This is a genomic window from Cellulosimicrobium sp. CpK407 (assembly GCF_051844275.1).
Taxonomy (GTDB): Bacteria; Actinomycetota; Actinomycetes; order Actinomycetales; family Cellulomonadaceae; genus Cellulosimicrobium; species Cellulosimicrobium cellulans_G.
This window is the reverse complement of sequence record NZ_JBGNYC010000033.1, coordinates 1-26,700: the sequence shown is the minus strand read 5'-3', so window position 1 is coordinate 26,700 and position 26,700 is coordinate 1. Positions and strand designations below refer to the sequence as shown.

The window sequence follows — 26,700 nt, the reverse complement described above, 5'->3', positions numbered from 1 at the left end:
CCGCACCCGATGTCCACATCCGCGCACGGCGCCCCAGCGTCCGGGACGCGGGACCGTCGTCTAGCCGAGCGCGGCACACCCCTCCCGAGATCGACCCCAGCGTTCGAGATCGACCCTCGGGAGGTCGACTTCGCGACGTGCGGGTCGATCTCGCGAGATCGGGGCGATCTCGGCGCACGAGGACGCCCGCGGCGCCGCTCATCGGCCGAGCGGCGCCGCGGGCGTGGCGGTGGGTGCGCTACGCGCAGGTGAGCGCGTCGTACGCGGCCGTCACCTCCGTCGTCGCGCCCGTGACGTCGGTGACGACGACGAGCGCCTCGCCGGCGTCGAGCGCACCGCGGGCCTTGAACGACTGGTAGGCGTTCTTGCCCGGGTCAACCTGGGCGAAGGACCGCTCGCCGTGGTCCGTCCGCAGGGCGATCGCGACGGTCTCGTCGCCGTCGTTGGTCGCGCGGACGGCGAGGTACGGGGTCCCGGCGAGGCAGCGGGGCTGCGCGGTGACGGTGACCTGCGGGTCGACGGGCGGGGCCTCGGCCGGGAAGACGTCGAGCGCGTCGAGCTCGGTGTACCAGGTGAGCTTGGTCAGGGCGACGGTGTTCCAGCCCTGCTGCAGCTCGACCTCGTGGGTCACGGACTGCCAGTTGCCCCACGTGGTGTGCGGGAACGTGACGACGCCGGCGTCCGCGCCGTTCACCGTGACGGTGCTCGACGAGGCGAGCGTGTAGCCGCCCCGCTCGGAGCCGTTCGCGAACCGGACGCCGAGCGTGTACGCCCCGGCCTCGTCGGCGTGGACCTGCAGCGCGACGGAGCTGTCGAGGAAGTCGAGGCCGCCGACCTTCTGCCCGCCCGAGGCACCCGCGGCGCTCCCGACCGAGCCGCGCGTGATGACGCCGTCCTCGAACTCGTACCGCGTCGCGTCGGACGGGATGACGGGCGGGGCGGACGGGCGCGGGTCGCGCGTCGCGGGGTAGACGTCGAACGCGTCGAGCTCGGTGTAGAACGTCGCGCGGGTCAGGGTGATCGTGTTGGTGCCCGCGACGAGCTCGACGAGGTGCTCGGACGTCTGCCAGTTGCCCCACGTGGTGTGCGGGAAGACGACGGTCTCCGCGACCACGCCGTTGACGGCGAGCGTGCTCGTGGAGGGCACGCGCGTCGAGCCGTCGAGGGAGCCGTTGGCGAACCGGATGCCCAGCAGGGCCGGGCCCGCCTCGTCGGCGTGCACCTCGACCGTCACGGACGAGTCCGCGAAGTCCAGGCCGCCGACCTTCGCCCCGCCCGACGCCCCGCCGTCGGCCACGACGCGCGCGTTCGTGACCACGCCGTCCTCCGCCTGGTAGCGGTCGGACGCCTGCGGGACGAACGGGACGTCATTGGCCGTCCACTCGAGGTCCGCGACGTACATCGCGCGGTACGTGAACGCCTCGTTCCACCCGTGGAAGACGAGGGCGTCCGAGCCGTCCGGCGCGGTGACGACGTCCTGCCCGCCCGGGCCGCGCACGTCGCCCTGGAACCGGTCGCTCGTGAGGAGCTCGGTCGTCGCCTTGGTCCACGGGCCCGCGAGGCTCGACGCCGTCGCGTACGACGTGCGGTACGCCCCGCCGTAGAAGTCGTTCGCGGAGTAGAAGAGGTAGTAGGTGCCATCGCGCTCCAGGAGCGTCGGGCCCTCGACGACGCGGCCCTCGTAGGGCGTGTCGACGCGGATGAGCTCGACGGGCGGGCCCGTGAGCGTCGTGCCGTCGGGCGAGAGCGGCTGGGCGAAGATGATCGCCGTCTTGCCCGTGCAGCAGTTCCCGTCGGCCTTCCACAGCAGGTAGAGCTGGTCGCCGTCGACGAACGTCGCGGCGTCGATCGCGCCGCCGAGGTCCTCCGTGCCGGCCTCGCCGTTGGGGCAGACGATCGGGTCGTCGCCGACGGGGACGAACGGACCATCCGGGGTGTCGGACAGCGCGACGCCGAGGCACTGCCGCGGCGACGTCGCGTCGCGCGCCGTGTAGTACAGGGCGTAGCCGCCCTCGACCGCGGAGACCTCCGGGGCCCACACGCAGCGGTCGGTCGCCCCGCCCGGCGAGAAGGTGCACGACTCGCTGACCCAGGCGCCCAGGTCGGGCGCGACGTCTGTCGGGGCGCTCCACGTGACGAGGTCCGTCGACGTGCGGTGCTGCACGTTCTGGCCCTGGTCGTTGGTCGCGTAGGCGTGGTAGACGCCGTCGACGAGCAGGATGTCGGGGTCGGGGAAGTTGGCGTCGACGACCGGGGAGATCGTCGGCTCGGCCACGGCGGTTGCCGCGGCCGGCACGCTCGCCGGGGCCGGCGCCGCCGTGGCGGCGGCCGCGCCCGACACCGCCAGCCCGAGCGCGACCAGCGCACTCGTGACAGCGGTGGCACGCGAGCGCGCGCGGGACAAGGGGAACTTCATGGGGTGTCCTCTCGACGGTGAGGGGGCAAGAACCCGGGACGGCGTCGACCTCGGGGTTTCGAGTGTCCCGGGCGTTTTCACACAAGTCAACAACTTCTCGCAAGAGTCAACAATCGAGTCGTGCACGTCTACGTCTCGCGGTGCCCGGGGGGGTTGGCCGTCCCCCACGGGTGCTCAGGTTCGACGGCGGTCGGGCAACCCCGCGGCGACGCGCAGCTCCGCGTACGCCGCGCCGAGCGTCGCGACCGTGTGGTGCGCGTTGAGCCCGCTCGGGTTCGGGAGCAGCCACGCCCGCGCCGGGCCGATGCGCCGCTCCAGCGGGCCGGTCGCGGCGCCGCGGTCCCCGAACGCCGTGCGGTACGCGCCCACGCCGAGCACCGCGACCCAACGCGGGCGGTACGCCTCCGCAGTCTCCACGAGGCGGCGCCCGCCCTCGACGATCTCCTCCGGAATCAGCTCGTCGGCGCGCGCCGTGGCCCGGCGCACGACGTTCGTCATGCCGAGCCGGGCGGCCAGGAACTCCTCGCGCTCCCACGGCCCGAGCACGCGGTCGGTGAAGCCTGCCTCGTGCATCGCCTTCCAGTACCGCGTGCCCGGGTTGGCGAACGGCAGCCCGACCCCCGCCGAGTACAGCCCCGGGTTGATCCCGCAGAACAGGACGTCGAGGTCCGGCCGCAGCCAGTCCTCGATCTCAAGGTCGCGCGCGGCGGCGAGGTCGTCGGCGGTCGGAAGGTCGTACGGCGGGTCAATTGGCACGCGATCATCCTCGCGCGCGGGCGACGCTCCGGCCGATCGCATCTTCCGGTCGGCCACGGCGCCTGGGCGGGCGCAACTAGGGTCGGGCCGTGATCAGGGTGCTGGTCGTCGACGATGACCCGATGGCGCGACAGCTGCTGCGGACGATCCTGCGGACCGACGACATCGAGGTCATCGCCGAGGCCGCGGACGACGAGGTCGTCACGGCGGTGCAGGCGCATCACCCGGACGTCGTGCTCGTGGATCTGCAGATGAGGCGGGTCGACGGGGTGCGGCGACGCAGAGCGTTAGGGCCTAGCGGACCCGCCTGAAGTCATCGCCATGACGTCGTTCGGCACCAAGTCCGTCATCCTCGACGCCGTGCACGCTGGCGTCGGGCTTCCTCGCCAAGGACGCGTCGCCGGACGAGATCGTCTCGGCCGTGCGCGCCGTCGCCGCCGGGGAGGGTGCACTGTCCCCCGCGCCGCACGGACGGTGATGGCGCAGGTCAGCGCCGCGCCCGGCGCAGCGGGTCGGCGGGTCGCCGCGGCGAAGCTCACCATGCTCACCGAGAATGAGCTCGACGTCGCGCGGCAGGTCGCGGAAGGACTGCCCAACTCCGAGATCGCGCAGACGCTGTTCCTCGGGGAGGCGACGGCCAACACGCACCTCGCCGCCGCGACAGCGAAGCTCGGCCTCACGAACCGCGTGCAATTGGCCGCCCTCGTGACGCAGTCCACCACGAGCAGTCCGCAAAACTCCATGACATGCGGTTCGAGGCGCGACCTGTCGTGAATCCGGATCTTCCCGGCGACCTTTACTGACGAACTTGTTCAGCGACAAAGGTACTGGTGAACATATAGTGCCGCTTTGAGCTATGACACGCCGGAGAGTTCCGACGAGCAGCGCCCTTGAGAACGAATCTGATCGCCACGTTCATTGATCTGGAACAGCGCCAGACCCACCTGGTCCGCCCACTCGACCGCTGGTCTCGTGAATCCTGCCGGTGCGACGAAACAGGGCCGGACACCTCGCGAGGCCGCGATTCCGTACTCCCTCTGAGTTTCCCCGAGGCCAATCGGTTTGGGTCTCTGCAGGACGATCAATTCGACCTCACCTAGGGTCAATCGCCTAGAGTGCGGATCGTAACGAAGCCCGGGCATTGCCGCCTGGAGCGCCCACGCCAGGTTGAAATTCAAATCATCACTAGGGGGCACGTTGTCCACGTCGGGCGAAGGGGCTCGGCTCGCGCCACCCTCCTTCACGGCCGCCCACGCCGCCTCGACGAGTTGTGCCGGCGCCGCGCTCCGACCCACGACGTCCCACGCCAAGCCCTGGCTTTCGCGTGACAGTCGCAGGGCATGTGTCGCATTGAAATCGGCGCGATCACGAAGGACGTAGTGCAATTGCCAGCCGTGCCAAAGTGTGCGCGTTAATCTCCACCACGCGCCAGCGTGAGAGCTGAACTCCAGAGAGGCTCCTCGTCCTGGATCCCGCGAGACCGAGTAATACCCGCCCGGCCCGGCCCCTTCCACGAACAGTCCATAGCTTCCGACCACACGCCTGACGGCCACCCCCCTCTCCGAGAACAGATCGGCGACCTTCGTGATGTACGACTCCTCTGACTCGCCCCATCTCCACGGCGACGACTGCTCCCGCCGTTCAAGTGCAGACGTCGCTGCCTCTACGACTGCCTTAGCGAGGACTTCGCTGTCCACACTCAGTGGCCAGACCGTACCAAAGTCGTGTTCATCTGGGGTAGCCACGGCCCAGACGGTCAAGAAGTCCTGTTTCGCAAAGTCAAGAATGACCTTTCCTGGCCCGATCCAGACCTGGAGCTGTATTGGAGGGGCGTCGGATAGCGCGACACGTTCACTCAAGTGAGGTGCACAGGCGAGAACGCGAGACATCAAATGGCGGAAGAAGTAGAACTTTCTTTCGAGTGCGAGCACATCAGACGGCGGAAACACGGAACTCCTACTTCTGGTGCCGGTCGGGAACTTTTCGGTCACGACACGGGTGAGGTCGAGCAACCCGCATTTCTACAGGAGATGCTTTGCTACAAAAGACGAACTCTTGAGTCAGTAGTACTCCTGCACATATTTGAGCGCCTCCTGGAAGACGCGGTTGTCTCGAATCTTGAACTGAACGTAGAGCGTCTTGCGGAGCGCCTGTTGCACTTCCTTGTCGCCGCGGATCGTCGACTGCCAACCGTCGAATCGCACACCGCGGACGACCTCGTCAATGCGATTGACAATGTTCTCGACGATCACCGGCGTGCCTTCCGTCTTCAGTGCGCTGAACAGCTCGGTGAGAGCGGCCTTTCCCTGCTCTTCGCGGGGCACCTCGTTGACGGCCTTCTCGGCGGCGACGGTGTCCCGGGCGAGTTCGAGCAGTTCGCGCAAGAAGTCGAGGCTGGACTGTTGGATGTCGGCGTACTTCTCCCGAAGAGCGTTGAGGCGTTGGCCGAGCTCGATGAAGACGGGGTTGTTGAGGTGGCGGGCGATTCGAGCGGTGATCTGCCGTTCGACCTCCTGCGGGGTGGCGTTCGTCTTGCCCGACATCAGGTCTTCGATGGTCTGGGCGTCGAGCACGATGGTGTCGGACGCCTGGGGGAGCTCGACCTCAACGTGCTCGTTGATGAGATCGACGGTCTTGGCGCCGAGCGCGTGCCACACGAGCCGACCGGTGATGTCGGGCTGGCGGACCGACTCGTAGACGTCCGTGAGCCAGCGGTAGTCGTCGCGGTACTCGGCGAGCATGATGTCGGGGCTGATCGCTTCCCACAGCTGGGACACGACGCTGTACGCCATGCCGAAGGCGTCCTTCTGGACGTCGTCGGCGATGGCGGTCTGGGCTTGGATCAGTCCCTCGTAACCGCCGACGGTGCGGTCAACGCCTGGGAAGAATGCCAGCGCCGCAGTGATCGCCGGGGCGAGCTGGACCTTGAGTTCGGCGATGTTGGTGATGACCTTCAGGACCGACTGCTCGTCGAAGGCCAACGACTTGGCGACGTCGTCAAAGATGCCGAGGTAGTCGACAATCAGGCCGTGGGTCTTGCGGGGCGGGTAGACCCGGTTGGTGCGGGTGATCGCCTGCAGGAGCGTGTGCTCCTTGAGCGGCTTGTCGAGGTACTGGCAGTACAGGATCGGGGCGTCAAACCCGGTGAGCAGCTTCGCGGTGACGATGATGATCTTCAGCGGGTCGGCTGGGTCATTGAACCGCGCGGTGACCTGCTCCAGTTCCTCGGCATTCGGGGTCCACTTCGCCCAGTCCGGGGAGTCACCGCGCGACTTGGACATGACGATCGTCGAAGTCTCGGGCCTGAGGTGCTTGTCGAGCTCTTCCTTGTACACGACGCACGTGGGCTTGTCGTAGACAACGATCTGCGCCTTGAACCCCTCGGGTTCGACCTTGGTGCGGAAGTGCGCGGCGATGTCGGCGGCGATGTCGGCGACCCGATTGGGGGCCTTGAGTAGCACCTCGAGTGACGCCGCCTTCTTCGACAGCGTCGTCTTGTCTTGCTCGGACAGGTCGCTCGACTCGGCCAGTTCGGCGAACGCGGTGTCGATCGCCTCCTGGTCGATGTGGATCTCCGACAGTCGCGGCTCGAAGTGCAGCGGCAGGGTGGCGCCGTCGCGGATGGAGTCGTGGAAGGAGTATCGCGACAGGTAGCCACCCTCGTCCTCCGGGGACCCGAACCACATGAAGGTGTTGCGATCGCGCCGGTTGATCGGGGTGCCGGTCAGGCCGAACAGGAACGCGTTCGGCAGGGCCTGACGCATCTTCTGCCCGTAGTCGCCCTCCTGGGAGCGGTGGGCCTCATCGACCATCGCAATGATGTTGTGCCGGTCGTCCAGGACACCGGGAGCCTCACCGAACTTGTGGATCGTGGTGATGATGATCCGCCGCGCGCCCGTGCTCAGCAGCGACTGGAGTTGGGCGCGCGAATCGGTCGACACAAGTCCTGGTACATCGGAGGCGCTGAAGGTGCCGGTGATCTGAGTATCCAGGTCGATCCGGTCGACGACGACCAGGATCGTCGGGTTCGTCAACTCGGCCATCGACCGCAACTTCAGCGCGGTGAACACCATAAGCAGTGACTTGCCCGACCCCTGGAAGTGCCAGATCAGACCCTGCTTGATCCGACCGTGCAGCACACGTTCGACGATGAGGTTGGTCGCCTGGAACTGCTGGAACCTGGCGATGATCTTGATCTTGCGGTGCTTCTTGTCGGTCGCGTACAGCGTAAAGAACCGCAGGAACTCCAGCACTGCGCGAGGGGCGAGAACGCCCTCGACAGCCTCGCGGACCGACTCGAGGCCGATCTTGGCCGGCGCGTCCTCGTCGGTGGGATCTTCACGCCACGGACCCCACAGTTCGATGGGCATGCCAACGGTGCCGTACCGGAAGTCCTTGCCTTCGGTAGCGAATGAGAAGACGTTCGGGACGAAGAACTGGGCGACCGACGCCTCGTAGTCGTCGTGAATCTGAGCGGCACCGTCGATCCACGTGTACGCCGAGCGGATCGGGGTCTTCGCCTCGCCGACGACGAGCGGGAAGCCGTTGCACCACAGCACGACGTCGAACCGCTTCTCCACGCGCCCCTGCGTGAAGGTGACCTCCGTGGAGACGATCCATTGGTTCGACGAGTCGTCTTCGGGGTGGTCGAAGTCGATCAGGCGGACGGTCGTGTGCTCACCGTTCGGGCCGAAAGGCATCGACTTCTGCCCCGTCAACCACGCCATGAGCTCTTCGTTCGCGGGGACCGGGTGCGGCGACGTGCGGGCCGAGAGCAGGACCGCGCGAAGGTTGTAGATGACCTCGTCCGCCTTGGCCGGGTCCGCCTCAATCTCCGGGTTCAGCCGCGCCAGCGCAGCCTTGATCGAGCCCTCGAGCAGCACCTCGCCAGTGTGGCGCGGAAGCACGTTGCCCGGGACGAACTGCACATCAGCGGATTGGACGAGATCCCGTACGAAGTCACGAACCGTGTTCGCCTCATTGAACTGCGGGACCATCAGTCGCCTCCAAAGATGTCCGACATGGCGGCCCCACGTAGTGCGCCAAGAGCCCTAGCTTCGTCTTCTGCCTTGGCCACAGCCCGGATTAGTTGGTCAACTCGATCGACGAGTGCCAGTTGATCCCTTCTCGACGGAACAATCAGCGTCCGCGCAATGTAGTCGGGCACCGCGAGATTCGAGATATTCGTCGTTCGGCGCGCAAAGTCCCGCGTTACACCAGTAAGCCAGTCGAGACGTAGCTTCCAGAATAGGTATGCAGGCTCGACCAGGCTTCTATCAGGTCGGAGTAGGCGTTGAAAATCGGTCGGGATGGTGTCGGGGAGGTCCGGCCCGGCGATCAGGACCCTGCCAACCGCCTGGTCAAACGAACCTCCCGACCGCTCAAGAACTATGTCCCCTTCGCGGAGGATGCGGCCAGCGGCCTGCTTCCTACTGATAGAACGTGTCGGCGAGCCAGTGGGATCGACATAGATAACATCTCCGGCGTAGGACTTTGGGCCGAGCGCGAGGACGTCGACCTCGTTCTCACCTGCAGGACTTCCCCACACTCCTCCGATTACGGACTCGCAAAGATCTGCGATGCGGTGTTCGGGACCCAGTGCACTCTCAAACTGCAGCAGTGCTGACCTCGTGAGTGTCGCGAGAAGTTCCACAGACTGCTGTCCCAGTGAGAGCCGGTGGCGTTCGAAAGCCCAGAGGAGGTCGGCGATGCGCTTCTGTTCGTCGAGTGGCGGGAGGTCGAACTCAAAGTTGGCGAGGTCGCGCCAGTTGGTGCGGGGTGAGAGCGAGCCAGCCGAGGTTCCGAGCGCGTGGTCGAAGAACTCGTTCGATTGAACGAGGAACGGGAGGAACTCGCCGAGCATGTGGATCTCGTCGGCCTCGAAGGTGTAGACGTCTCCGGAGCAGATCGCGTCGAACTCGGCGTAGGCGACCTTGCGCTGGTAGGCGCGACGCTTGCCAAACAGCGTTTGGCGGGGCTTCACGCGGCGTGTGAACGTAGTGCCGGACTCGGCTGAGCCCCACCGGCTGATCTTCAGCTCGCCTGGGACCATGTGCTCCATCGCGATGATGCGATCGATCCCTGCGGATTCGAGGTCGCGGACGGTCTCGTTAACGTTGCGCACGACGTCGCCGAAGGCGACGCGCTTCCACGTAGACTTGTCGAGGTTGAGGGTCATGCCGTGACCTCCGATCGGAGGAGGTTGAGGACGTCGGCGATGGCGGTGTCGGCTGTGTCCGCTGCGGACCGCCACTCAATGACGGCGTCTGCGACGTCAATCTGATCTCCTGCGCCTGCGGCCCTCGCTCCTGCGACGTAGAGGGGGATCGCAAGACGGTGTGACTTCTCGGCGATTTGGTCGAGGGTCGTGACGGCGGCGAACTGCTCGACGTCGGCGAACCCGCGGTATGCGTCGAGGATCTTCTGCTGGTGGGCCTCCCGCAGGTACGACTGTGCCGACTCGCGGCCGACCTCGTTGACTGCGTTGATGAACAGGATCTGCCCCTTGCGGTCGGCGGGCTTGCTCGCACGCAGGGTGACGACCACGGCCTCCATCGGGCTGTTGTAGAACAGGCCCGGACCGAGCCCGAGGACGCACTCGATGAGGTCGGACTTAACGAGCGCCTCGCGCAGGGCGGCTTCCTCGCGCCGGAAGAGCACACCGTGCGGGAAAAGGATCGCGGCTCGTCCGGTCTTGGGGTCGAGGCTCCTAGCGATGTGCTGGAAGAAGGCGTAGTCGGCGCGGCCCTGGGGCGGGACGCCCCACATGTTGCGGCCGTAGGGGTCCTTGGCGAACGCGTTGCGGTTCCACGCCTTGATGGAGTAAGGCGGGTTGGCGAGAACGACGTCGAACGTCTCGAGGCCGCCCTTGGTGTTGAGGAAGGCGGGCCGGGTGAGGGTGTCGCCGTGGGCGATGTGGCCGTCGGTGATGCCGTGCAGGAACAGGTTCATGCGAGCGATGGCGGAGGTCCCGTAGTTCAGCTCTTGGCCGTAGAGGCGCAGGTTGCGCCACTCTTTGCGCTGACGCTTGAGCTCGGCGACGGTCGAGATGAGCATGCCGCCGGTTCCGCAGGTGGGGTCGTAGACCGACTCGCCGGGCTGGGGCTCGAGCATCAGCGTCATCAGATGCACGAGCGTGCGGTTGGTGTAGAACTCCTGGGCGGTGTGGCCGGAGTCGTCGGCGAACTTCTTGATGAGGTACTCGTAGCCGTTGCCGAGCTCGTCTTCGGGCAGGTTCGCGATGGACAGCGTCTTGGTGGAGAAGTGCTCGATGAGGTCGGCGAGGGTCGAGTCGGGCAGGAGGTTCTTGTTGCCCCAGTCGCCGTCGCCAAACACACCGGGGAGCGTGTCGGGGTTGGCGGACTCGATAGCACGCATCGCCTTGAGGATCGTGGCGCCGATGTTTTCCGTCGTCGAGCGGATGTCGTCCCAGTGGCAGCCCGCGGGGACGGCGAAGCGGTGATTCTCTGGAAGGTCGGCGATTTCCTCCTCGCCGTAGATCTCCATTGCCGCGGCGTGCTCTTCGTCGTAGACGTCGGAGATCCGCTTGAGGAAGACGAGCGGGAAGATGTACTGCTTGTAGTCGCCGGCGTCGATGAGACCCCGGAGTACGATTGCCGCGCCCCACAGGTAGGACTCCAGTTCGCGCTGGGCGATGCGCTTGCTCATGCGCTGGCCTCCAATCCCCACTTCGCAAGTTCCTGCTCCAGCGCTGCGCGTGTTTCGGCGGCGCGAGCGTGCGCGGCTTCAAGGTTGGCGAGTGCGTCGGCGAGCGTGAGCTTCTCGCCGCCGTCAGCGGGGGCGACGTAGAGCGGGATGTTGAGGTTGTCGTTGTTGCCGGTGATCTCGGCGAGGTCGGCGACGTGGGCGAGGCCGTCGACGTCGTCGAACCCTTGGTAGAGCTCGAAGAGCCGCTCGGCGTGCTCGGGCTCGAGAGTGTTCTGGTTGCGCCCGCGCTTGAACAGGGACTCGCCATTGATGAACAGGATTTTGCCGCGCCGCTCGGCGGGCTTGGTGTGGCGCAGGACCAGCACGCACGCCGCAAGCCCGGTGCCGTAGAACAGGTTCGGGGCGAGGCCGATCACGGCATCGACTTTGTCGTGCTTGAGAACGTGGGCGCGGATACGCGCCTCGGCCCCCTGCCGGAAGAGCGCGCCCTGCGGCAGGACGACCGCGACCCGGCCCGTCGTCGAGCGCGCTGAGGTGAGCATGTGCTGGACCCAGGCCCAGTCGGCGTACCCCTTCGGCGGCACCCCGCCGAGCGTGTTGCGACCCCACTTGTCCAAGGCCCACTCGCCCTCGCCCCAGTTCTTCAGCGAGAAGGGCGGGTTGGCGACCACGCAGTCGAACTGGGCAAGCCGGTTGCCGGCGTAGAAGGCGGGGTTGCGCAAGGTGTCCTCGCGAACAACCATGAAGTCCTCGATGCCGTGCAGCAGCAGGTTCATGCGCGCTATCGCGGAGGTGGCGAGGACCTTTTCCTGGCCGTAGAGCTTGCCCCAGAGGGTGTTGACGTGACCGCCGGACTCCTTGACATGCTCGATGACCTCGATGAGCATGCCGCCGGTGCCACAGGCGGGGTCGTAGACGCTTTCGCCCTCCTGCGGGTCAAGGATGTTGACCAGAAGTCGGACCACCGAGCGTGGGGTGTAGTACTCGCCGGCCTTTTTGTTCGACTGGTCGGCGAACCGCTTGATGAGGTACTCGTACGCGTTGCCGAACACGTCCGGCGGGACGGCCGCGTTCGACAGGGTCCTGGTCGAGAAGTGCTCGATCAGATCGGCGAGCGTGCGGTCAGGGAGCTTGTCCTTGTTGGTCCAGCTGGCGTTGCCGAAGATGCCGAACAGCGTCTCGGGGTTGGCCTTCTCGATCCCGCGGAACGCCCTCTGCAAGGCGGTGCCGATGTTCTCGGTGCGCTCGCGCACGTCCGACCACAGGTGCCCGTCCGGGATCGCGAAGCGGTGGTTCTCGGCGAAGGCGGCGTACTCGTGGTCGCCGCCCGACTCCCCGAGTGCTGCCTCGAACTCCTCGACGTAGACGTCGCTGATCCGCTTGAAGAACATCAGCGGGAAGATGTACGCCTTGAAGTCCGCCTGGTCGATGCTGCCACGCAGCAGGTCAGCCGCCCTGGCGAGGTATTGTTCCAGCTCAGAGAGGCTCATCGCGCTACCAAAAAGCTCGGCCGGCGCGGTTTTGGTGTCAGTCATCCGTCGTGTCGCTCCCGAGCACTCATCGTTCTCACTCCCAGCCGAACGCCGGCCTCCACACCGGTCAACGGCGGCAACACTACCCGGCGGCAAGGTGCCGCGATCCTCCGTCGAAAGCGAGCGGTGCGACCACGTCGCGCACCCGACGTGAGACACGCCCTGAGCCGCCGATCGCTCGGAACGGGTGACGCCTGACCCTCAGTAGCAGGACCTCGCAAAGACCGCCGTTGCCCGGCTTCGACGTCCGCCCTGAGCGCAGTTGCTCGCCAGCCCGGGCGAGTGTTCAGTCGGCGACCGTCGCGAACTCTTCGATCTGACGCCCTTCTCGGTTCGCCACGGCTACGCGCGAGGATGTTCACCCAGTCGCCAGCGCACGCATGGGTCATGGGCATGTACGGTCTGCTCGTCCAGGCCAAGCCGAAGAGGGTGAGCGATGGAATCGACCACAACATCCGACGAGTCGCCGGAATCTTCCGAGACACCGAAACTTGAGCGACTCGCGTCGAGCCTCACCAAGCTCGTCACGACTGTCGTTCAAGACGGGTTCGGACCCGTTACTGGGTCCGCGACCTGGTCTGAGAAACGACTGGAGCGGGTCCAAGGAGATCGCTACGACTCCAGCCGTGCAGGCAACCGCGCGCCTCATGAAGACGCAGACGATGTCGACCGAGTTATCCGGCGTCTGATCACGGAGGCCACGCAGGCAGCCGGAGTGAACGGGTTCGTCACGGGCGTCGGTGGGCTCGTGGCGCTTCCAGTGACCATCCCGGCCAACATGGCTGGCGCGCTCGTCATCAATGCTCGACTCGCGGGGGCCATCGCCTATCTCCGTGGGTACGACCTTGCTGACCCTCACACTCAGACTGTCATCACGCTGGTCGCCGCAGGCTCGACCACACAACAGATCCTGAGCGCGTTCGGCGTCAAGCTCGGTGAGAAGGCGGCCGTCCAAGCGATCAAGGCTATACCTATCAGCGTCCTTCGTTCCATCAACAAGAAGGCTGGCTTCTTTCTCGTCGCGAAGTACGGGACACAGCGCGCCGCGGTCACGATCGCAAAGGCTGTTCCACTCGTGGGCGGAGTGGTGGGAGGAACAGTTGACGCCACCATGACGCAGCTCGTAGGACGCACGGCGAACGCAATGTTCCCGCTCGACGTCGCCGATCGGCCTGCTCGCAACGAGCGGCGCTGGTTCCGCTCCCGAGGCGACGGCAACGCAGCATGACGTCATCGTTCGGCTGGCTCGACACCGACCACGCGCAGCGTCGCCGCATGCTCGAGGTCGTCGACCTGTTCAAGGAGCAGGGTACGGTCGACGAGCTGGGGATCGGGTCGATCCGGGACACGTTCTCCGACGCGCTGTTCCCTGGGACGTCGACGCTGCTCACGCGACTGCGGTACGTGCTGTTCGTCCCGTGGCTCGTGGAACGGTCTGTCCGCAGCACCTCGACCGTCGACGACGCCGTGCGTCGCCTGCGCGCCGACGAGATACGGCTCATCGAGTCGCTGCTCGAGGGCTACCGCGACGAGGAACGTGGCCGCAACCAGGGCATCCTTGGCCAGACCGCGCGCGCGAAGCTCAAGCGCATGCCGAGCGAGGTGTACTGGGGACCCCTCGGGCGCTGGCACCTGCGCACCTGGGACACGGGCGTCGTCGGGCACCTGCGCCGGGCCTCCGCGCTCCGTGGTGCCAGCCGTGGCCGGACCGAGACGGACGACGCGGGCGCCCGTGACACGCTCCTGGACACCGGCTTCGACCTCGCCGGCCTCGAGCCGCCCGGGGACCTGCTGCGGTCGACGACCTTCGACCTGCGCCCCGAGGAGGCCGAGGTCCTCCTCGAACGGCTGCGCACGACGACCCACGGTTCGCTGCTCGGCTGGCTCCTCGAGCATCGCGGCGCCGTCGACCTCGGTGCCGCGTCGGTCGCGCAGCTCCCGCTCGCGGGCGTGCCGACCGACCTGCGCACCGTCGTCGACCATGCGACGCGCTTTAGCCTCGCCGTCCACGGCGCCTCGCTTCTGTACAACCTGCTCGTCGCCGAGGCCGCAGACCTGCCCGGCCAAGTTGAGAACTACCGCGAGCGCCTCGACGAGTGGCACGAGGAGCTCGTCGAGACGCGCACGCTCGATGGCTGGGACCGGAGCGAACTGTGGAGCGTCCTGACCGCGCGCAACGAGAGGATCCCGCTGCCGACCCGCGGGTTCACCGACGCGTGGCTCGACGTCCTGCTCGACGGCGACCGTATCGAGGACTCGTCGCGAGCGCGCGATCTCGTCGCCGCGCGGGAGCGACGTCTCAAGGGCGGACGCGCACGCCTCACGAACAGGTCGGCCCGTGAGTCGTGGAAGGGCGAGTCGGGGACCGGCCGGCTCGATTATCGGTGGGGCGTGACGCTGCGGCTCCTCGGCGATCTCCTCCCCGCGCTCCCGCACTCTCCGAGCACCATCCGACGCGGGCAGCCCACCGACACGCTCCTCACGGCAGGGACCACCGCCTGATGCTCACCCCGGACACCCGCGTCCTGCTCACCGACGCGCTCCGCCCGCCCGCCGGCCTGCGCGTCGACGCCGCGATCGCCACAACGTTCTCGCTCGACCTCACCGCACTGCTGCTGGGTCCCGTGACCTTCGCGACGCTCGACGCGAGCGCTCAGGTCGACGGCGACGACCTCGCCGCGACCGATCCCATCGGCCTGCTCGAGGCCGTCCAGCGCTACAGCGAGCTCACCACGGTCTTCTGCCAGGCCGGCGGGATCAGCGTGCCGGCGTCGTACCGCTCGGTGCTCACCTTCGTCGAGGGGGCCGTGCACCAGGTCATGGCCCGGGCACGGGGTCGGTTGTTCCATCCCAAGTCGTGGACCCTGCGGTTCGTCGACGACGACGGCGCGTACCGCCACCGGTTCGTCGTGCTCAGCCGCAACCTGACGTTCGACCTGTCCTGGGACACCGTGCTCGTCCTGGACGAGGACGAGTCGGTCGCCGAGCCGGTGGATCCCGCCCCGATCAGCTCTTTCCTGCGCGCTCTCCCCCGGCTGGCGACGTCCCCGCTCCCCGAGGACCGCGCCGCGCAGGTGGAGTCCGTCGCCGCGTCGGTCGCGGACGCGCGGCTCGCCCCGCCGGCGCCGTTCCGGAATGCCGAGATCCTGCCCTTCGGGCTCGACGATGTCGCGACGCCCTGGCCGTTCCCCGACACCGCGGACCGCGTCCTTGCGGTGAGCCCCTTCCTCGACGCCGGACTGCTCCGCAGGCTCCCCGACGCGGACGACCGCACGCTCGTCTCCCGCGCGGAGACGTTCGACCGCCTGGGCACCATCCCGCTCGACCGCTGGGCGACCCGGACCCTCTCGTCAGCGGCCGAGCGCGACCCGTCCTCTCACGAGAACGCCGCATCACCGGGCGACCCCCGCTCGACCGCCGGTCCCGTCCGCGAGACGGATCGCGTCCGCGACGGTCTGCATGCCAAGACGGTCGTCATGGACTCCGGTCGGGACAGCACGACGGTCACAGGAAGCGCGAACCTCACCGCGGCGGCGTGGGGCGGGAATGTCGAGCTGGCGGTCGCCCTGCACGGCCGCACCGCCGACGTCGGTGTCCGCGCGACGCTCGACGGTGCGAAGGACGTCCCCGGCCTGGAAAAGGTGCTGGACCCGTTCGCGCCGCGCTCGCCCGAGCCGGTCGTCGACCCCACCGAGTCCACCGTCCTCGACATCGACGACTTCCACCGGCGTCTCGCGGCATCCGGGCTGCGCGCCACCCTGGCCGTGGACGTCGATGACGCGGACCGCGGCGACGGCGACCCCACGGCACGCCTCGTCGTCGGGACGCGGGGCCTGCCCGACCCGGTCCCCGGCGCCACCACGGTCGCGTGGCCGGTGACCCTGCACTCCGACCTCCACGCACGCGGGCTCCACGAGGAAGCCGACGTCGCGTGGGACGGCCTGAGCCTCCGTGCCGTCACGCCGTTCCTCGCCGTGGAGACGACAGCCGGGAGGGGTGACGTGCGTGCGACCCGGCGCTGCGTCGTCGTGCTCGGCCTGGACGGTGACGTCGCCGAGCGGCGGCACGCCGCGGTCCGCGACGCCCTGCGTAGCCGGGACGACGTCGCGCGCTATCTCGCCCTGCTCCTTGCCGACCCTGCGGCGGCGTCCCCGTTCGCCACCGGTCCGGTCGGCGACCCGGCCGGGGCCTCGTGGGTCGCGCCGGGCAGCGCGACGCCGGACCTGTTCGAGCCGCTCGTGCGCGCGGTCGCGCACGGCGACGAAGCGCTCGACCGTGTCGCACAGCTCGTCGACCGGTTGGCGGAGATGCCCGACGGCGACGACCTCGTCCCCGATGGATTCGCCGAGCTGTGGACCGTCGTCGAGGAGGCGCGCCGTGCCCGCTGATCCCCACTTGCACGAGCGGCCGGACGTCGACGACGTCCTGCGCCACCTCAAGGACTTTCAGCGTCGCACCGTCGACCACGTGCACGCGCGACTGTGGGACGACGTCGACCCAAGCCACCGCTTCCTCGTCGCCGACGAGGTGGGGCTCGGCAAGACGTTGGTCGCGAAGGGCGTCATCGCCCAGGCCGTCGACCAGCTGTGGGACACGGTCGACCGGATCGACGTCGTGTACATCTGCTCCAACCAGCAGATTGCCCGCCAGAACCTCGCCCGCCTCACCCTCCGCGGCCACGAGCCGCTCCACGCGGAGCGACTCACCCTCATGCCGCTCGTCACGGGCGAGCTCGCGGGCAAGAAGCTCAACTTCGTCTCGTTCACCCCCGGGACGTCGCTCCAGGTGACGAGCGGCGGGGGGCGAGCCCTCGAGCGTGTCGTCATGTACTGGATGCTCGCGCGCGGGTCTCAGGACCTCGACGTGCGGCCCCGACGCTGGCTCCAGTTCTTCCGCGACTCCTCCAGCCTCAAGAACTTCACCGCGGACGTCGAGCGCTTCCGACGCCACCGGATGCACGAGCTCGACCTGGACTTCGCTGCCGAGTTCGCCGAGCAGCTCTCGCGCGACCGGGGGCCGCGCGGCGGGAAGCTCCTCGACGAGCTGGTCGAGTGCGTCCAGGAGTTCAACTACCTGCGCGGGAACCCTGCCAAGGACCTCTCGCGCCGACGGTCGAGGATCATCGGCGCGATGCGCGCCACCGTCGCACGGCTCGCGATCGAGCGGCTCGAGCCCGACCTCGTCGTCATGGACGAGTTCCAGCGCTTCAGCGAGCTCATGCGGCCCGACGCCGAGAACGAGGCCGCAGAGCTGCTGCACTCCCTCGTCAGGTACGCGGGCACGGACGGTACCGCCGTGCGCACCCTGCTGCTCTCCGCGACGCCGTACAAGATGTACACGCTGCCCGACGAGCCCGACGGCGAGGACCACTACCGCGACTTCGTCAGCACGGTCGAGTTCCTCGCCGGTGCCGATCGCGCGGCGACGGTCCGGGCAGGGCTCGCGACGATGCGTGAGGGGATGCTCGCGCCGACCGACGAGTCCGCCGTCGCGCGCGCGATCACTGCGCGCGACGCCGTCGAGCACGAGCTGCGGCGCGTGATCTGCAGGACGGAACGCCTGGCCGCGACGCGCGAGAAGGACGGCATGCTTCGCGAGGTCCCGCTCCCCGGGGTCGAGGTCACCGCGGGCGACCTCCTGGACCACGCGTCGCTCGACGGCGTCGCCCGAGCCGTGCACGCGGCGTCGGGTGCCCAGCGCCAGGACATGCTCGAGTTCTGGCGTTCGACCCCGTACACGCTCAACCTCATGGACCGACGCACGTACAAGGTGAAGACCTTGTTCGACGACGCCGTCGCCGCGCACGCGCCGACCGTCACCTCCGCGCTCGCGAGCGCACGCGGGCTGCTGCCCTACGACGTCGTCGACGCGTACGAGCGCCTCGACCCGGGCAACGCCAAGATGCGCGGCCTGGTCACCGACGTGCTCGACCGCGGGGCATGGCGGCTCGCGTGGCTCCCGCCGTCGCTCCCGTACTACGAGCCCGCCGGCCCCTTCGCCGACCCGGCGCTCGCGCGGTTCACCAAGCGGCTCGCGTTCTCGGCCTGGAACGTCGCACCCAAGGCGATCTCCGTCGTCGTGAGCTACGAGGCGGAGCGTCGTGTGACCACCGTGGCGAGCGGCGGCCGACGCCGGTACGGCGACCCGGCGCCCACGCCGCGCCTGCAGTACCGGATCTCCGAGGGCCGGCTCGACGGCATGCCGACGTTCCTCCTCTCCTACCCGTCCGTCGCGCTCGCCGACGCGGGAGACCCGCTGCGGCACGCGCGAGCCGCAGGACGTCGCCTGACCCGCGGCGAGGTCGAGGCGGCCGTGCGCGCCGGGGTGGAGTCGATGCTCGCATCGCTGCCACCCGGCGACTCCTCGCTGCGTCCGGGTGCCGATCAGCGCTGGTACTGGGCGGCGCCGCTCCTGCTCGACGCCGCACGCGTGGCGGGCCAGGACGGCTTCTTCGACGTCCTCGGCCACGACGAGGACGCTGATGAGCCGGACGGCGCCGGGCACGCACGGGCGTTCGAGCGGCACGTCGCGGCCGCCCAGGAAATTCGCGCGGACGACCTGGGCGCACGACCCCACGATCTCACCGACGTGCTCACCGTCGCTGCTCTCGCCGCTCCCGGGACGTGCGCGCTGCGCGCGCTCGGGCGGGCCGTCGGGTCGGCCTCGGACGCCGCCCCCGACGGGTGGTGGATATCAGACCCGGTCGTGCGGAAGATCGCCTTCGGGATCGGCGGCGGGTTCCGCTCGCTCTTCAACCGTCCCGAGACGCAGGCACTCGTCGACGCCGGGCGGTCCGAGGAAGCCCGCGACGACACCGCGTACTGGCGCTCCGTGCTGGACTACTGCGCCGACGGCGGGCTTCAGGCCGTGCTCGACGAGTACGCCCACACGCTCGTCGAGTCCGAGGGCCTCGTGGACAAGACCGTGAGCGAGAGGGCTCGTCGGATCGGGCAGGTGCTGCGCGACGCCCTCCAGCTGCGTACGGCCCGAGCGAGTGTCGACGACATCCGGGCGGAGGACGGGCATGTGCGCGTCGAGGACCGGAACATGCGCACCCACTTCGCGGCGCGGTTCGGCCACGCGACCTCGGACCAGGGCGCGGAGATCCGTGAGGAGCACGTCCGCACGGCGTTCAACTCACCGTTCTGGCCGTTCGTCCTGGCGTCCACGTCCGTCGGGCAGGAGGGGCTGGACTTCCACACGTACTCGCACGCCGTCGTGCACTGGAACCTCCCCGGCAACCCCGTCGACCTCGAGCAGCGTGAGGGCCGCGTCCACAGGTACAAGGGCCACGCGGTCCGCAAGAACGTCGCGCAGCGGTACGGCGACGCCGCCTTCACGTCGGACGAGGGCGACCCGTGGACTGCCGCGTTCGACGCCGCCTCCCAGGACCGCCCCGACGGAGCGACGGAGATCTTCCCCTCGTGGGTGTGCGCCGCGCCTGGCGGAGCCGCGATCGAGCGCTACGTCCCCGCGCTGCCGCTGTCGAAGGAGGCGTCCCGCTACCGACGCCTGCGCCGGACGGTCGGGGCGTACCGCAGCGTCATCGGCCAGGCGCGCCAGGAGGACCTGCTCCGCCTCGCCGGCGACGCCGATCTGTCGTGGGCGCACATCGACCTGGCGCCTTAGTGCGTCCGGCTCGCGTGGCGCACGTCGCCCCTGGCTCTCAGTGATGTCACCGACCACGTCTACGGTGACCCCATGGTGATCGACAGGTCCGCAGAGACGACCACGCCCTACGCGTCACTTCTTCGCCCTCTCGACGACGTCCCGGCCGTACCGGGGCGGCTGGCCGAGGCCCTCGGAGACGGGTCTGCGCCCCCACCGCCGCAAGAAGGGATGCGCTGGACGCGCGAACCCTGGGCACGTCGGCTGTCCGCCGTTCCGGACATCGATGACTTCCTCGCCTCGCTCCCCAGCACCGTCGACCGCGCCACCATCGTCACGAGCGTGAGGGACTCCGAGGGAGCGGGCCGTACCGATTTGGCGTTCGTCGCTGCGATGATCTGGGGCTACGGGTCATCCGGTTACGGCGCCTACCGCACGGCACGCGTCCTCACAGGTGGTTCCGACGAGGTCGACCAGTCGGTCCTGGAGCGCCTTCGCTCAGGTGCGCGGACGGCTCGCGAAGAGGGCGCGCTCTCCGGCTTCTACGCGATGAGGAACCGACCTGGTCGAGTGGCGTACCTCGGGCCTGCGTTCTTCACGAAGTGGTTGTACTTTGCGACCGCTACGACGGGACCGGACAGCGCCGACGCCGCGCCCGTGCTCGACATGCGTGTGCGGGACTGGATCGCGACGAACGCCGAGGTCCAGCTCCGGCTCGACAAGACATGGGGGTACCACCGGTACCTCCAGCTGCTCGACGCCTGGTCCGTGCGCCCGACGGGCACGCTCTCCCGTGCCACGGTCGAGCGCGTGATCTTCTCGCTGTCGTGATCGTGGCGCCTGCGCCCTGACAAGAGATGTTCCGCCACGAGCGACGGGGCTGGCCGCCGTCGACGACCCGCCCTATGTCGTCGGACAGTCAACGCACGGCGGCAACGCGGCCCAGCGGGCCTTCGCTGGTGCGGAGCCAGTCACGCAGGTGGGCGAGGAGCTCGCCCTCCAAGAACGGCGCCGCCTTGCTGCCGTCTCCGGCAGGACCGCGGCGACCAGACGCGACGATCGGCGCCGCGAACTTCCGGCGCCGGTGCTCGCCGCGGCACGGTCCGACTCGGTGTACGCCGCGTGCTGGTCACGCGCGGCGGCCGGTGCGGCACCTGCGTAGACGGCACCACGCATCGCGGCCATGCTGCGCGAGGTCGCGGCGTACGCCTGGTCGACGTTCGCCGTGTCGTACGTGAGCTAGCGCTCGCGCTTCACGCCGATGGACGCACCGACCTCGATGGCGTCCTGGTTGGTGACCATGTAGAGGAACGTCCAGCCGAACTGCTCCTCACGCTCGGTGACGAGCGCCTTGATCGCGGCGTGCGTGTACTCCTTCGAGGCGTTCTCGAGGACACCGCTGCCGGTCAGCGCGCCGCGAGCGCCTCGCGCAGGATCCGCACGGCCCGGGGCCCGACCCCGTGCAGGGCGAGCAGCTCTCGATCGCTGAGCCGCGCGACGTCGGACAGCGTGGTAATCCCCGCACCGGCGAGCGCGCGCGTGGCCGGGCGTCCGATGGCGGCGGGGAGGTCGCCGACGGAGCCGGGCTCCGCGGCGTCGGCCGCGACGAGAGCAGCCCCGAGCCGTTGCGGCGCGCGGGCGAACCACGCGCGCCGCACCCAGTGGTTGGCCTGCTGGCCGTCGAGGGCGGCGAGCGGCACGCTCGCGCCGAGCAGGTGGTCGCCACGGGTCCACCGGCGCCCGGTGGGGTGCTCGGCGAGCACGCGCGCGACGTCGTCGTCCGCGAGGCGGAGCTGCACGACGGCGTCCCGCGTCACCGCCGCGAACCGTCGCCCGCGCACTACGAAGGACACAGTCCCGGTGGCCGCGCCCTCTGCCACCTCGGGCAGGGCGAGAGCGGCCGCGCGGACCTGCGAGAGCGTCGTCATGCCGCCACCCTGCCACGCATCGTGACGGTGCTCGAGGCCAGCACGCGGTCATCGACCGCCAGCCGGGGTGTCATCGACCGTGTTCGGCGCAAGACGATCGTCGACCCCATGGTCGGCGGGAGCGTGACAGCGCTCGCTCGTAGGATCGGGATGATGTCTGACCACACCACGAGGGCGTCCTTCCCGGACCCTCGGCACGACGAACCGCCTCTCCCGCCGTCCGCCGCTCTCGCGCGCAAGGTCGCCGACCAGAGGGCCATCCTGCGGCTGGTGGGCAACGACGGGTCCGTCGACGACCTGCCGCGCACGCCCGAGGGCCTCCTGGACCCGCCGTCGAGCGTCGGGACGAAGATTCGCAACGGCGTGCTGCTCGTGCTGCTGTCCGGGGGCTTCGTCTGGCTCGTCACGGTCAACGCGTGGGACCACGACGGCTTCTTCCCGTGGTTCTGGAACGTCGTGTGGACGATCTTCCCGTGGGTGTTCCTCGGCCCGCTCTGGGCCGGGTACGCGCGGTCGCTGCGGCGGTCGCGCGACGACGCCCCGCTCTACGCCCAGTACCACCGCGACCGGAAGGCCGCGGTCCGCGAGGAGGGCGTCGTGACCGCGTCGGTCACCGACCGCACGGACTCGGGCGGGGTCGCGCAGTGCGTGGTCCGCGTGCGGCACGGCGCGCTCACGACGACGGTCACGCGTCTCGCGCCGGTGACGAACCTGCTCCCGTCGGAGGTCCCGCAGCCCGGCGACCCGGTGGTCGTGTGGCGCCTGCCCGGGGAGCGGGTCGTGGTGCAGGCGCGCCGCGACCGCACGCGCGCCCTGCACGACGCCGCACGGGCGGCTGCCCCCGGCGCCGTCACCGACGCGCCGGTCACCGCGTCCCCGGTGGCCGAGTCGCCGGTCGCCGAGTCCCTGAGCCCGGTGACCCCGAGGACACCGGAGGACACGCCTGCCTGGGGCTCACCCACGCCGGCCTCGTCGACGACCACGACCACCACGACCCGGACGACCCGCGGCGGGGGCGCTCCCGAGGTCACCCTGCAGCACGGGATCGCGGCGGCGCTCTCGGAGCTCGCGCACCTGCACGCCTCGGGTGCCCTGACCGACGACGAGTTCGCCGCGGCGAAGCGGATGCTGCTCGGCGGGTCCTGACCGACCGGACGCCCCGGCGAGGACGGCGCACCCAACCGACCGGGCGCGTCGTCGGACCCACCCCTGCTGCGCCGTCGAGCACGAGGTTGCGCGCCGTCGAGCACGACATCCGTGTCGTTCTGAGCCCGATAACGACGTCGATGTCGTGTTCGGCGCCGGGGCGGAGTCCCGGCAGACTGTCCCCGTGAGCAGCCGCCCGCCCCGTCCCCCGCACCGGACCGGCATGGTGTGGGCCGCCGTGCCCGGCGGGGTGCGGGGGCGCGAGCGCCTGACCCCGGTCGTCGACTACCTCGCGGTCCTGCTCGTCCTGCTCGTGCTCTTCGGCGGGTCGGTGTGGTTCGTCGTGTGGCTGCTGCTCCAGGAGGAGGGGGTCGCCGCGGCGGTCTCGTGCTTCCTGGTCGTCGGCTTCGGCGTCGCGCTGATGGCCTACGTGCGCGGGCCGTCGAACCAGGCCGTCGTCCTGCGCCCGCACGAGATCGAGCTGCCCGTGGGGCCGGAGCCGGCACGCGTCGTCGTGCGGTGGGACGACGTCGCAGGGGTGCGGGTGCTGGAGGGCGAGCGGCGTCCGGCGCTGCGGGTCGAGCTGCGCGACGGCGCGCGGGCCCGGCACGCCGAGGGCGAGGACCTGCTCCAGGTCCGCCCGGCGAACGGGCCGGACCCGGACTCGGTCGACGTCGCGGACGCCGAGGCGGTCGCCCGCGTCCTGCGGCACCTGCTGGACCACCCGGAGGACCGCGCGCGCCTCGCGCAGCGCGGCGGCGTGGGCATCGTCCTCGCGTTCGCGCGCCCGGTCTACGGCGACCCGCCCGCCTGACCCGGCCGCCGACGTCGCCCCGTCCGCCGCCTCCCTGACGTCAGCTCCCCGAACACGACCTCACCCGCCGTCGAGCACGACATGAGAGTCGCCAGGCGACCGATAACGACCTTCATGTCGTGTTCGGCGCGGGAACGGGAGGGCGGCAGCCGGGTGGACCGGGTGGAGCGGGTACGACGACGGCCCGAGCCCGCACCTGGGGGGTGCGGGGTCGGGCCGTCGTCGATCGGACTGGTCAGGTCGGACCGTCAGGCGTCGGTCAGCGGCGACCGATGTCGGACAGCTCGGCCGCGGCGATGATGAGCTCGCGCTCGGCGTCGTCGAGCACGCCGTCCCACACGAGGTCCTCGGTCACGAGGCTCACGTGGTCGACGAACTCGCGGTGCGTCGGGTACTCGTCGGTCTCGGCGACGTAGTCGTTCACGGTGCAGCCCGTGCCGTCGTCGTAGTTCTGGACGGTGCTGTCGTGGCCGTCGATGACGACGGTCGGACGCACGTCCGAGCCCACGCAGCGGTCACGGACGAGCTGCAGCACCGTGAAGGTCACCTCGCCCGTCGTGACGTTGCCGACGCCGTCGACGGCGCGGTAGCGGACCACGTGCTGGCCGTCGGCCGCGAACGCGACCGGGGCCGCGTAGCGCTGCCAGGAACCGCCGTCGGCCTGGAACTCGATGCGGTCGACGCCCGACTCCTCGTCGACCGCGGTCAGCGTGACCCGGGCGCTGGCGACGAAGTCGCCGTCGCGGGTCCGGCTGCCGCTGACGGCGGCCGTGACGACGGGGCCGTCGGTGTCGCCCGGCTCCTCGCCGCCCGCGATGACGAACGTCGCCGTCTTCAGGGCGGAGACGTTGCCCGCGACGTCCGTCGCGCGGTACGTGACGGTGTGCGCGCCGGGGGTCCGCACGGAGATCTGCTTCGCGTACGGGAGCCACTCCCCGCCGTCGACCTGGTACTCGACCGAGGCGACGCCGGAGTCGGCGTCCGTCGCGAGGAGGCGCAGGAAGACGGTCGAGAGGTACTCGCCGGCCTCGTTCTTCGTCCCGCCCATCACGCGGTGGTCGACCGTGGGGGCGACGGTGTCGCCGCCCTGGCCGGCCACGACGTCGAACGTGAGGCTCGCGGGCTCCGTGACGTTGCCCGCCACGTCGGTCGCGCGGTAGGCGAGCGTGTGCCGACCCGGCTCGTCGACGACGACGGCCTCGGTGTACTCGGTCCAGCCCGCACCGTCGAGGTCGTACTCGACGGACGCGACGCCGGAGCCGTCGTCGGTCGCGGTGAGCTGCACGGACGCGGAGCCGACGTAGGCGCCGTCCTCGTCCTGCGTGCCGCTGAGCTGCGTCTCGACGACCGGGGCCGTCGTGTCCTCGCCGGCGTCGGCGACGACGACGAACTCCGTGACGGACTCCTCGGACACGTTGCCCGCGACGTCGGTCGCCCGGTAGACGAGCGTGTGCTCGCCGGGCTCGTCGACGACGAGCGGCGCGGTGTACGGGGCCCAGCCGGCGCCGTCGAGGTCGTACTCGACGGTCTCCACGCCGGACGCGTCGTCCGTCGCGGTGAGCGTCGCCGTGGCGGACCCGACGAACGCGCCGTTGTCGTCCTGCTCGCCCGTGATCTCGGCGGTCACGGTCGGGGCGGTCGTGTCCTGCTCGCCGTCCTCGACGACCGTGAAGGTCACCGAGCCGACCTCGGACACGTTGCCCGCGACGTCGGTCGCGCGGTAGGAGACGGTGTGCTCGCCGAGCTCGGTGAACGGCACCGTCGTCGTGTAGGGCAGCCACGCGCCGCCGTCGACCTGGTACTCGACCGACGCGACGCCCGACCCCTCGTCCGAGGCGTGGAGCATGAACGCGGCCGTGCCGATGTACGCGCCGTTCTCGTCCTGCTGACCCATGACCATGGGCTCGACGGTCGGCGCGGTCGTGTCCTCCTCGACGTCGCCCTCGACGACGGTGAACTCCGCGGTCTGGGCCTCGGACGTGTTGCCCGCCGTGTCGGTCGCGCGGAACTGCAGGGTGTGCGCGCCGACGGCGTCGACGAGGAACGGCTCGGTGTACGCCTGCCAGCCCGCGCCGTCGAGGTCGTACTCGACCCCGGCCACGCCCGAGTCGTCGTCGGTCGCAGCGAGGGTGACGGTCGCGCCGCCCACGTAGGCGCCGTCGCCGTCCTGCTCGCCGGTGACCTGGGCGGTCACGGACGGGGCCGTCGTGTCGTCGCCCCCGCCGCCGTCGGTGACGACGAGCTCGCCCCACATCTCCCCGTGCCCGGGGATGGCGCAGAAGTAGCGGTACGTGCCCGGCGTGAGGTTCACCTGGACCTCGTGGCGCCCGCCGTTGGCGTCGAACGGGCTCGCGAGGATGTTGACGTCGACGTCGTGGTTGTAGCCGGCCGTCCCCGTGTCGAACGTGAGCGTGTGGCTCATGCCGAACGTGCTGCCGGTCGCCATGCTGTTCTCGAAGACGAGAGTCGCAGGGCCGGCCTCGGCCGTTGCCGGGAAGGTCTTGTAGTCGGTCACGCTGTTGTCCGCGGTCCAGGTGAGGACCTGCTCGGCGGCGACGGTGGCGTCGGCGGCGGACACGACGGCGGACGACGCCGTCGCCGGTGCGGTGGGGGTCGCCGAGGCCGGGGCGACGGTGAGGACCGTCGTCGCGGTGAGTCCGGCGACCGTGGCGGCGAGGAGCCGCCGCGGGCCGCGGCGGCGGGAGCCGCCGGGACTGGTACGTCGTTCCATGAGGGTGCACTCCTCCGGGGGTGTCTGGGGTTCTGTCAGGCTGGGTTCGGGCTGGTCGGGCGCGGGTCGGGCGGGCCATGCGGCCTGCCCCGGGGGCCGCC

17 protein-coding genes are annotated in these 26,700 nt (G+C 69.5%); 9 read left to right on the top strand and 8 right to left on the bottom strand.

The features are described 5' to 3' along the window. Positions 1–238: 238 nt before the first annotated feature. Both ABWU78_RS14390 and mug read right to left on the bottom strand, forming a co-directional pair. Positions 239–2,416 (bottom strand): family 43 glycosylhydrolase, encoded by a 2,178-nt coding sequence (locus ABWU78_RS14390; RefSeq protein WP_439158773.1) that lies wholly within the window; start codon positions 2,414–2,416, stop codon positions 239–241. A 174-nt stretch (positions 2,417–2,590) separates the two neighbouring features. Beyond that, positions 2,591–3,172: a G/U mismatch-specific DNA glycosylase gene (mug, locus tag ABWU78_RS14385; protein WP_439158772.1), complete on the bottom strand. Its 582-nt coding sequence runs from the start codon at positions 3,170–3,172 to the stop codon at positions 2,591–2,593. A gap of 98 nt (positions 3,173–3,270) precedes the next feature. Between mug and ABWU78_RS14380 the strand changes: the two genes are divergently transcribed. Beyond that, positions 3,271–3,483 (top strand): response regulator, encoded by a 213-nt coding sequence (locus tag ABWU78_RS14380; protein WP_439158771.1) that lies wholly within the window; start codon positions 3,271–3,273, stop codon positions 3,481–3,483. Positions 3,484–3,493: 10 nt separating this feature from the next. After that, positions 3,494–3,946, top strand: a complete 453-nt coding sequence (locus ABWU78_RS14375; RefSeq protein ID WP_439158770.1) for a response regulator transcription factor — start codon at positions 3,494–3,496, stop codon at positions 3,944–3,946. A gap of 1,286 nt (positions 3,947–5,232) precedes the next feature. Here ABWU78_RS14375 and ABWU78_RS14370 read toward each other — a convergent pair. Genes ABWU78_RS14370 through ABWU78_RS14355 form a run of 4 tightly spaced genes read right to left on the bottom strand, consistent with a single transcriptional unit; the run spans position 5,233 to position 12,375 of the window. Continuing rightward, positions 5,233–8,169 (bottom strand): type I restriction endonuclease subunit R, encoded by a 2,937-nt coding sequence (locus ABWU78_RS14370; protein ID WP_439158769.1) that lies wholly within the window; start codon positions 8,167–8,169, stop codon positions 5,233–5,235. Beyond that, positions 8,169–9,350, bottom strand: coding sequence for a restriction endonuclease subunit S (locus ABWU78_RS14365; RefSeq protein ID WP_439158768.1), 1,182 nt, complete (start codon positions 9,348–9,350; stop codon positions 8,169–8,171). Before ABWU78_RS14365 ends, ABWU78_RS14370 begins: the two co-directional genes overlap by 1 nt. Then, positions 9,347–10,840, bottom strand: a complete 1,494-nt coding sequence (locus ABWU78_RS14360) for a type I restriction-modification system subunit M (RefSeq protein WP_439158767.1) — start codon at positions 10,838–10,840, stop codon at positions 9,347–9,349. The genes ABWU78_RS14365 and ABWU78_RS14360 overlap by 4 nt, the downstream gene beginning before the upstream one ends. Next, positions 10,837–12,375: an N-6 DNA methylase gene (locus ABWU78_RS14355; RefSeq protein WP_439158766.1), complete on the bottom strand. Its 1,539-nt coding sequence runs from the start codon at positions 12,373–12,375 to the stop codon at positions 10,837–10,839. The genes ABWU78_RS14360 and ABWU78_RS14355 overlap by 4 nt, the downstream gene beginning before the upstream one ends. A gap of 433 nt (positions 12,376–12,808) precedes the next feature. On the opposite strand from ABWU78_RS14355, the gene ABWU78_RS14350 reads away from it, so the two are divergent. From ABWU78_RS14350 to ABWU78_RS14330, 5 genes are all read left to right on the top strand, one after another. Continuing rightward, a complete protein-coding gene (locus ABWU78_RS14350) occupies positions 12,809–13,600 on the top strand; it encodes an EcsC family protein (protein WP_439158765.1) in 792 nt (263 codons plus the stop codon). Continuing rightward, positions 13,597–14,874: a DUF6361 family protein gene (locus tag ABWU78_RS14345; protein WP_439158764.1), complete on the top strand. Its 1,278-nt coding sequence runs from the start codon at positions 13,597–13,599 to the stop codon at positions 14,872–14,874. Before ABWU78_RS14350 ends, ABWU78_RS14345 begins: the two co-directional genes overlap by 4 nt. Continuing rightward, complete coding sequence (locus ABWU78_RS14340; protein WP_439158763.1) at positions 14,874–16,760, top strand: hypothetical protein; 1,887 nt, start codon at positions 14,874–14,876, stop codon at positions 16,758–16,760. Before ABWU78_RS14345 ends, ABWU78_RS14340 begins: the two co-directional genes overlap by 1 nt. Further along, a complete protein-coding gene (locus ABWU78_RS14335; protein WP_439158762.1) occupies positions 16,750–20,001 on the top strand; it encodes a helicase-related protein in 3,252 nt (1,083 codons plus the stop codon). The genes ABWU78_RS14340 and ABWU78_RS14335 overlap by 11 nt, the downstream gene beginning before the upstream one ends. Positions 20,002–20,073: 72 nt before the next feature. After that, the gene (locus ABWU78_RS14330; protein ID WP_439158761.1) at positions 20,074–20,811 is read left to right on the top strand and encodes a hypothetical protein; all 738 of its coding nucleotides are present in this window, start codon (positions 20,074–20,076) and stop codon (positions 20,809–20,811) included. A 575-nt stretch (positions 20,812–21,386) separates the two neighbouring features. Here ABWU78_RS14330 and ABWU78_RS14325 read toward each other — a convergent pair. After that, positions 21,387–21,908: a hypothetical protein gene (locus ABWU78_RS14325; RefSeq protein ID WP_439158760.1), complete on the bottom strand. Its 522-nt coding sequence runs from the start codon at positions 21,906–21,908 to the stop codon at positions 21,387–21,389. Positions 21,909–22,061: 153 nt separating this feature from the next. Between ABWU78_RS14325 and ABWU78_RS14320 the strand changes: the two genes are divergently transcribed. Together ABWU78_RS14320 and ABWU78_RS14315 are read left to right on the top strand one after the other, a co-directional pair. Further along, a complete protein-coding gene (locus ABWU78_RS14320; RefSeq protein ID WP_439158759.1) occupies positions 22,062–23,054 on the top strand; it encodes an SHOCT domain-containing protein in 993 nt (330 codons plus the stop codon). 184 nt (positions 23,055–23,238) lie between these two features. Continuing rightward, positions 23,239–23,868: a glycosyltransferase gene (locus ABWU78_RS14315; protein WP_439158758.1), complete on the top strand. Its 630-nt coding sequence runs from the start codon at positions 23,239–23,241 to the stop codon at positions 23,866–23,868. A gap of 259 nt (positions 23,869–24,127) precedes the next feature. Here the strand turns inward: ABWU78_RS14315 and ABWU78_RS14310 are convergent, their stop codons facing one another. After that, on the bottom strand, positions 24,128–26,599 hold the full coding sequence (locus ABWU78_RS14310) for an OmpL47-type beta-barrel domain-containing protein (RefSeq protein ID WP_439158757.1): 2,472 nt from the start codon (positions 26,597–26,599) through the stop codon (positions 24,128–24,130). Positions 26,600–26,700 lie beyond the last annotated feature (101 nt).

Coding starts and splice junctions, on each gene's coding strand:
- ABWU78_RS14390 (WP_439158773.1), bottom strand. CDS start 2,416: ATGAAGTTCCCCTTGTCCCGCGCGCGCTCGCGTGCCACCGCTGTCACG.
- ABWU78_RS14375 (WP_439158770.1), top strand. CDS start 3,494: ATGACGTCGTTCGGCACCAAGTCCGTCATCCTCGACGCCGTGCACGCT.
- ABWU78_RS14370 (WP_439158769.1), bottom strand. CDS start 8,169: ATGGTCCCGCAGTTCAATGAGGCGAACACGGTTCGTGACTTCGTACGG.
- ABWU78_RS14365 (WP_439158768.1), bottom strand. CDS start 9,350: ATGACCCTCAACCTCGACAAGTCTACGTGGAAGCGCGTCGCCTTCGGC.
- ABWU78_RS14360 (WP_439158767.1), bottom strand. CDS start 10,840: ATGAGCAAGCGCATCGCCCAGCGCGAACTGGAGTCCTACCTGTGGGGC.
- ABWU78_RS14355 (WP_439158766.1), bottom strand. CDS start 12,375: ATGACTGACACCAAAACCGCGCCGGCCGAGCTTTTTGGTAGCGCGATG.
- ABWU78_RS14350 (WP_439158765.1), top strand. CDS start 12,809: ATGGAATCGACCACAACATCCGACGAGTCGCCGGAATCTTCCGAGACA.
- ABWU78_RS14345 (WP_439158764.1), top strand. CDS start 13,597: ATGACGTCATCGTTCGGCTGGCTCGACACCGACCACGCGCAGCGTCGC.
- ABWU78_RS14340 (WP_439158763.1), top strand. CDS start 14,874: ATGCTCACCCCGGACACCCGCGTCCTGCTCACCGACGCGCTCCGCCCG.
- ABWU78_RS14330 (WP_439158761.1), top strand. CDS start 20,074: ATGGTGATCGACAGGTCCGCAGAGACGACCACGCCCTACGCGTCACTT.
- ABWU78_RS14325 (WP_439158760.1), bottom strand. CDS start 21,908: ATGACGACGCTCTCGCAGGTCCGCGCGGCCGCTCTCGCCCTGCCCGAG.
- ABWU78_RS14320 (WP_439158759.1), top strand. CDS start 22,062: ATGTCTGACCACACCACGAGGGCGTCCTTCCCGGACCCTCGGCACGAC.
- ABWU78_RS14310 (WP_439158757.1), bottom strand. CDS start 26,599: ATGGAACGACGTACCAGTCCCGGCGGCTCCCGCCGCCGCGGCCCGCGG.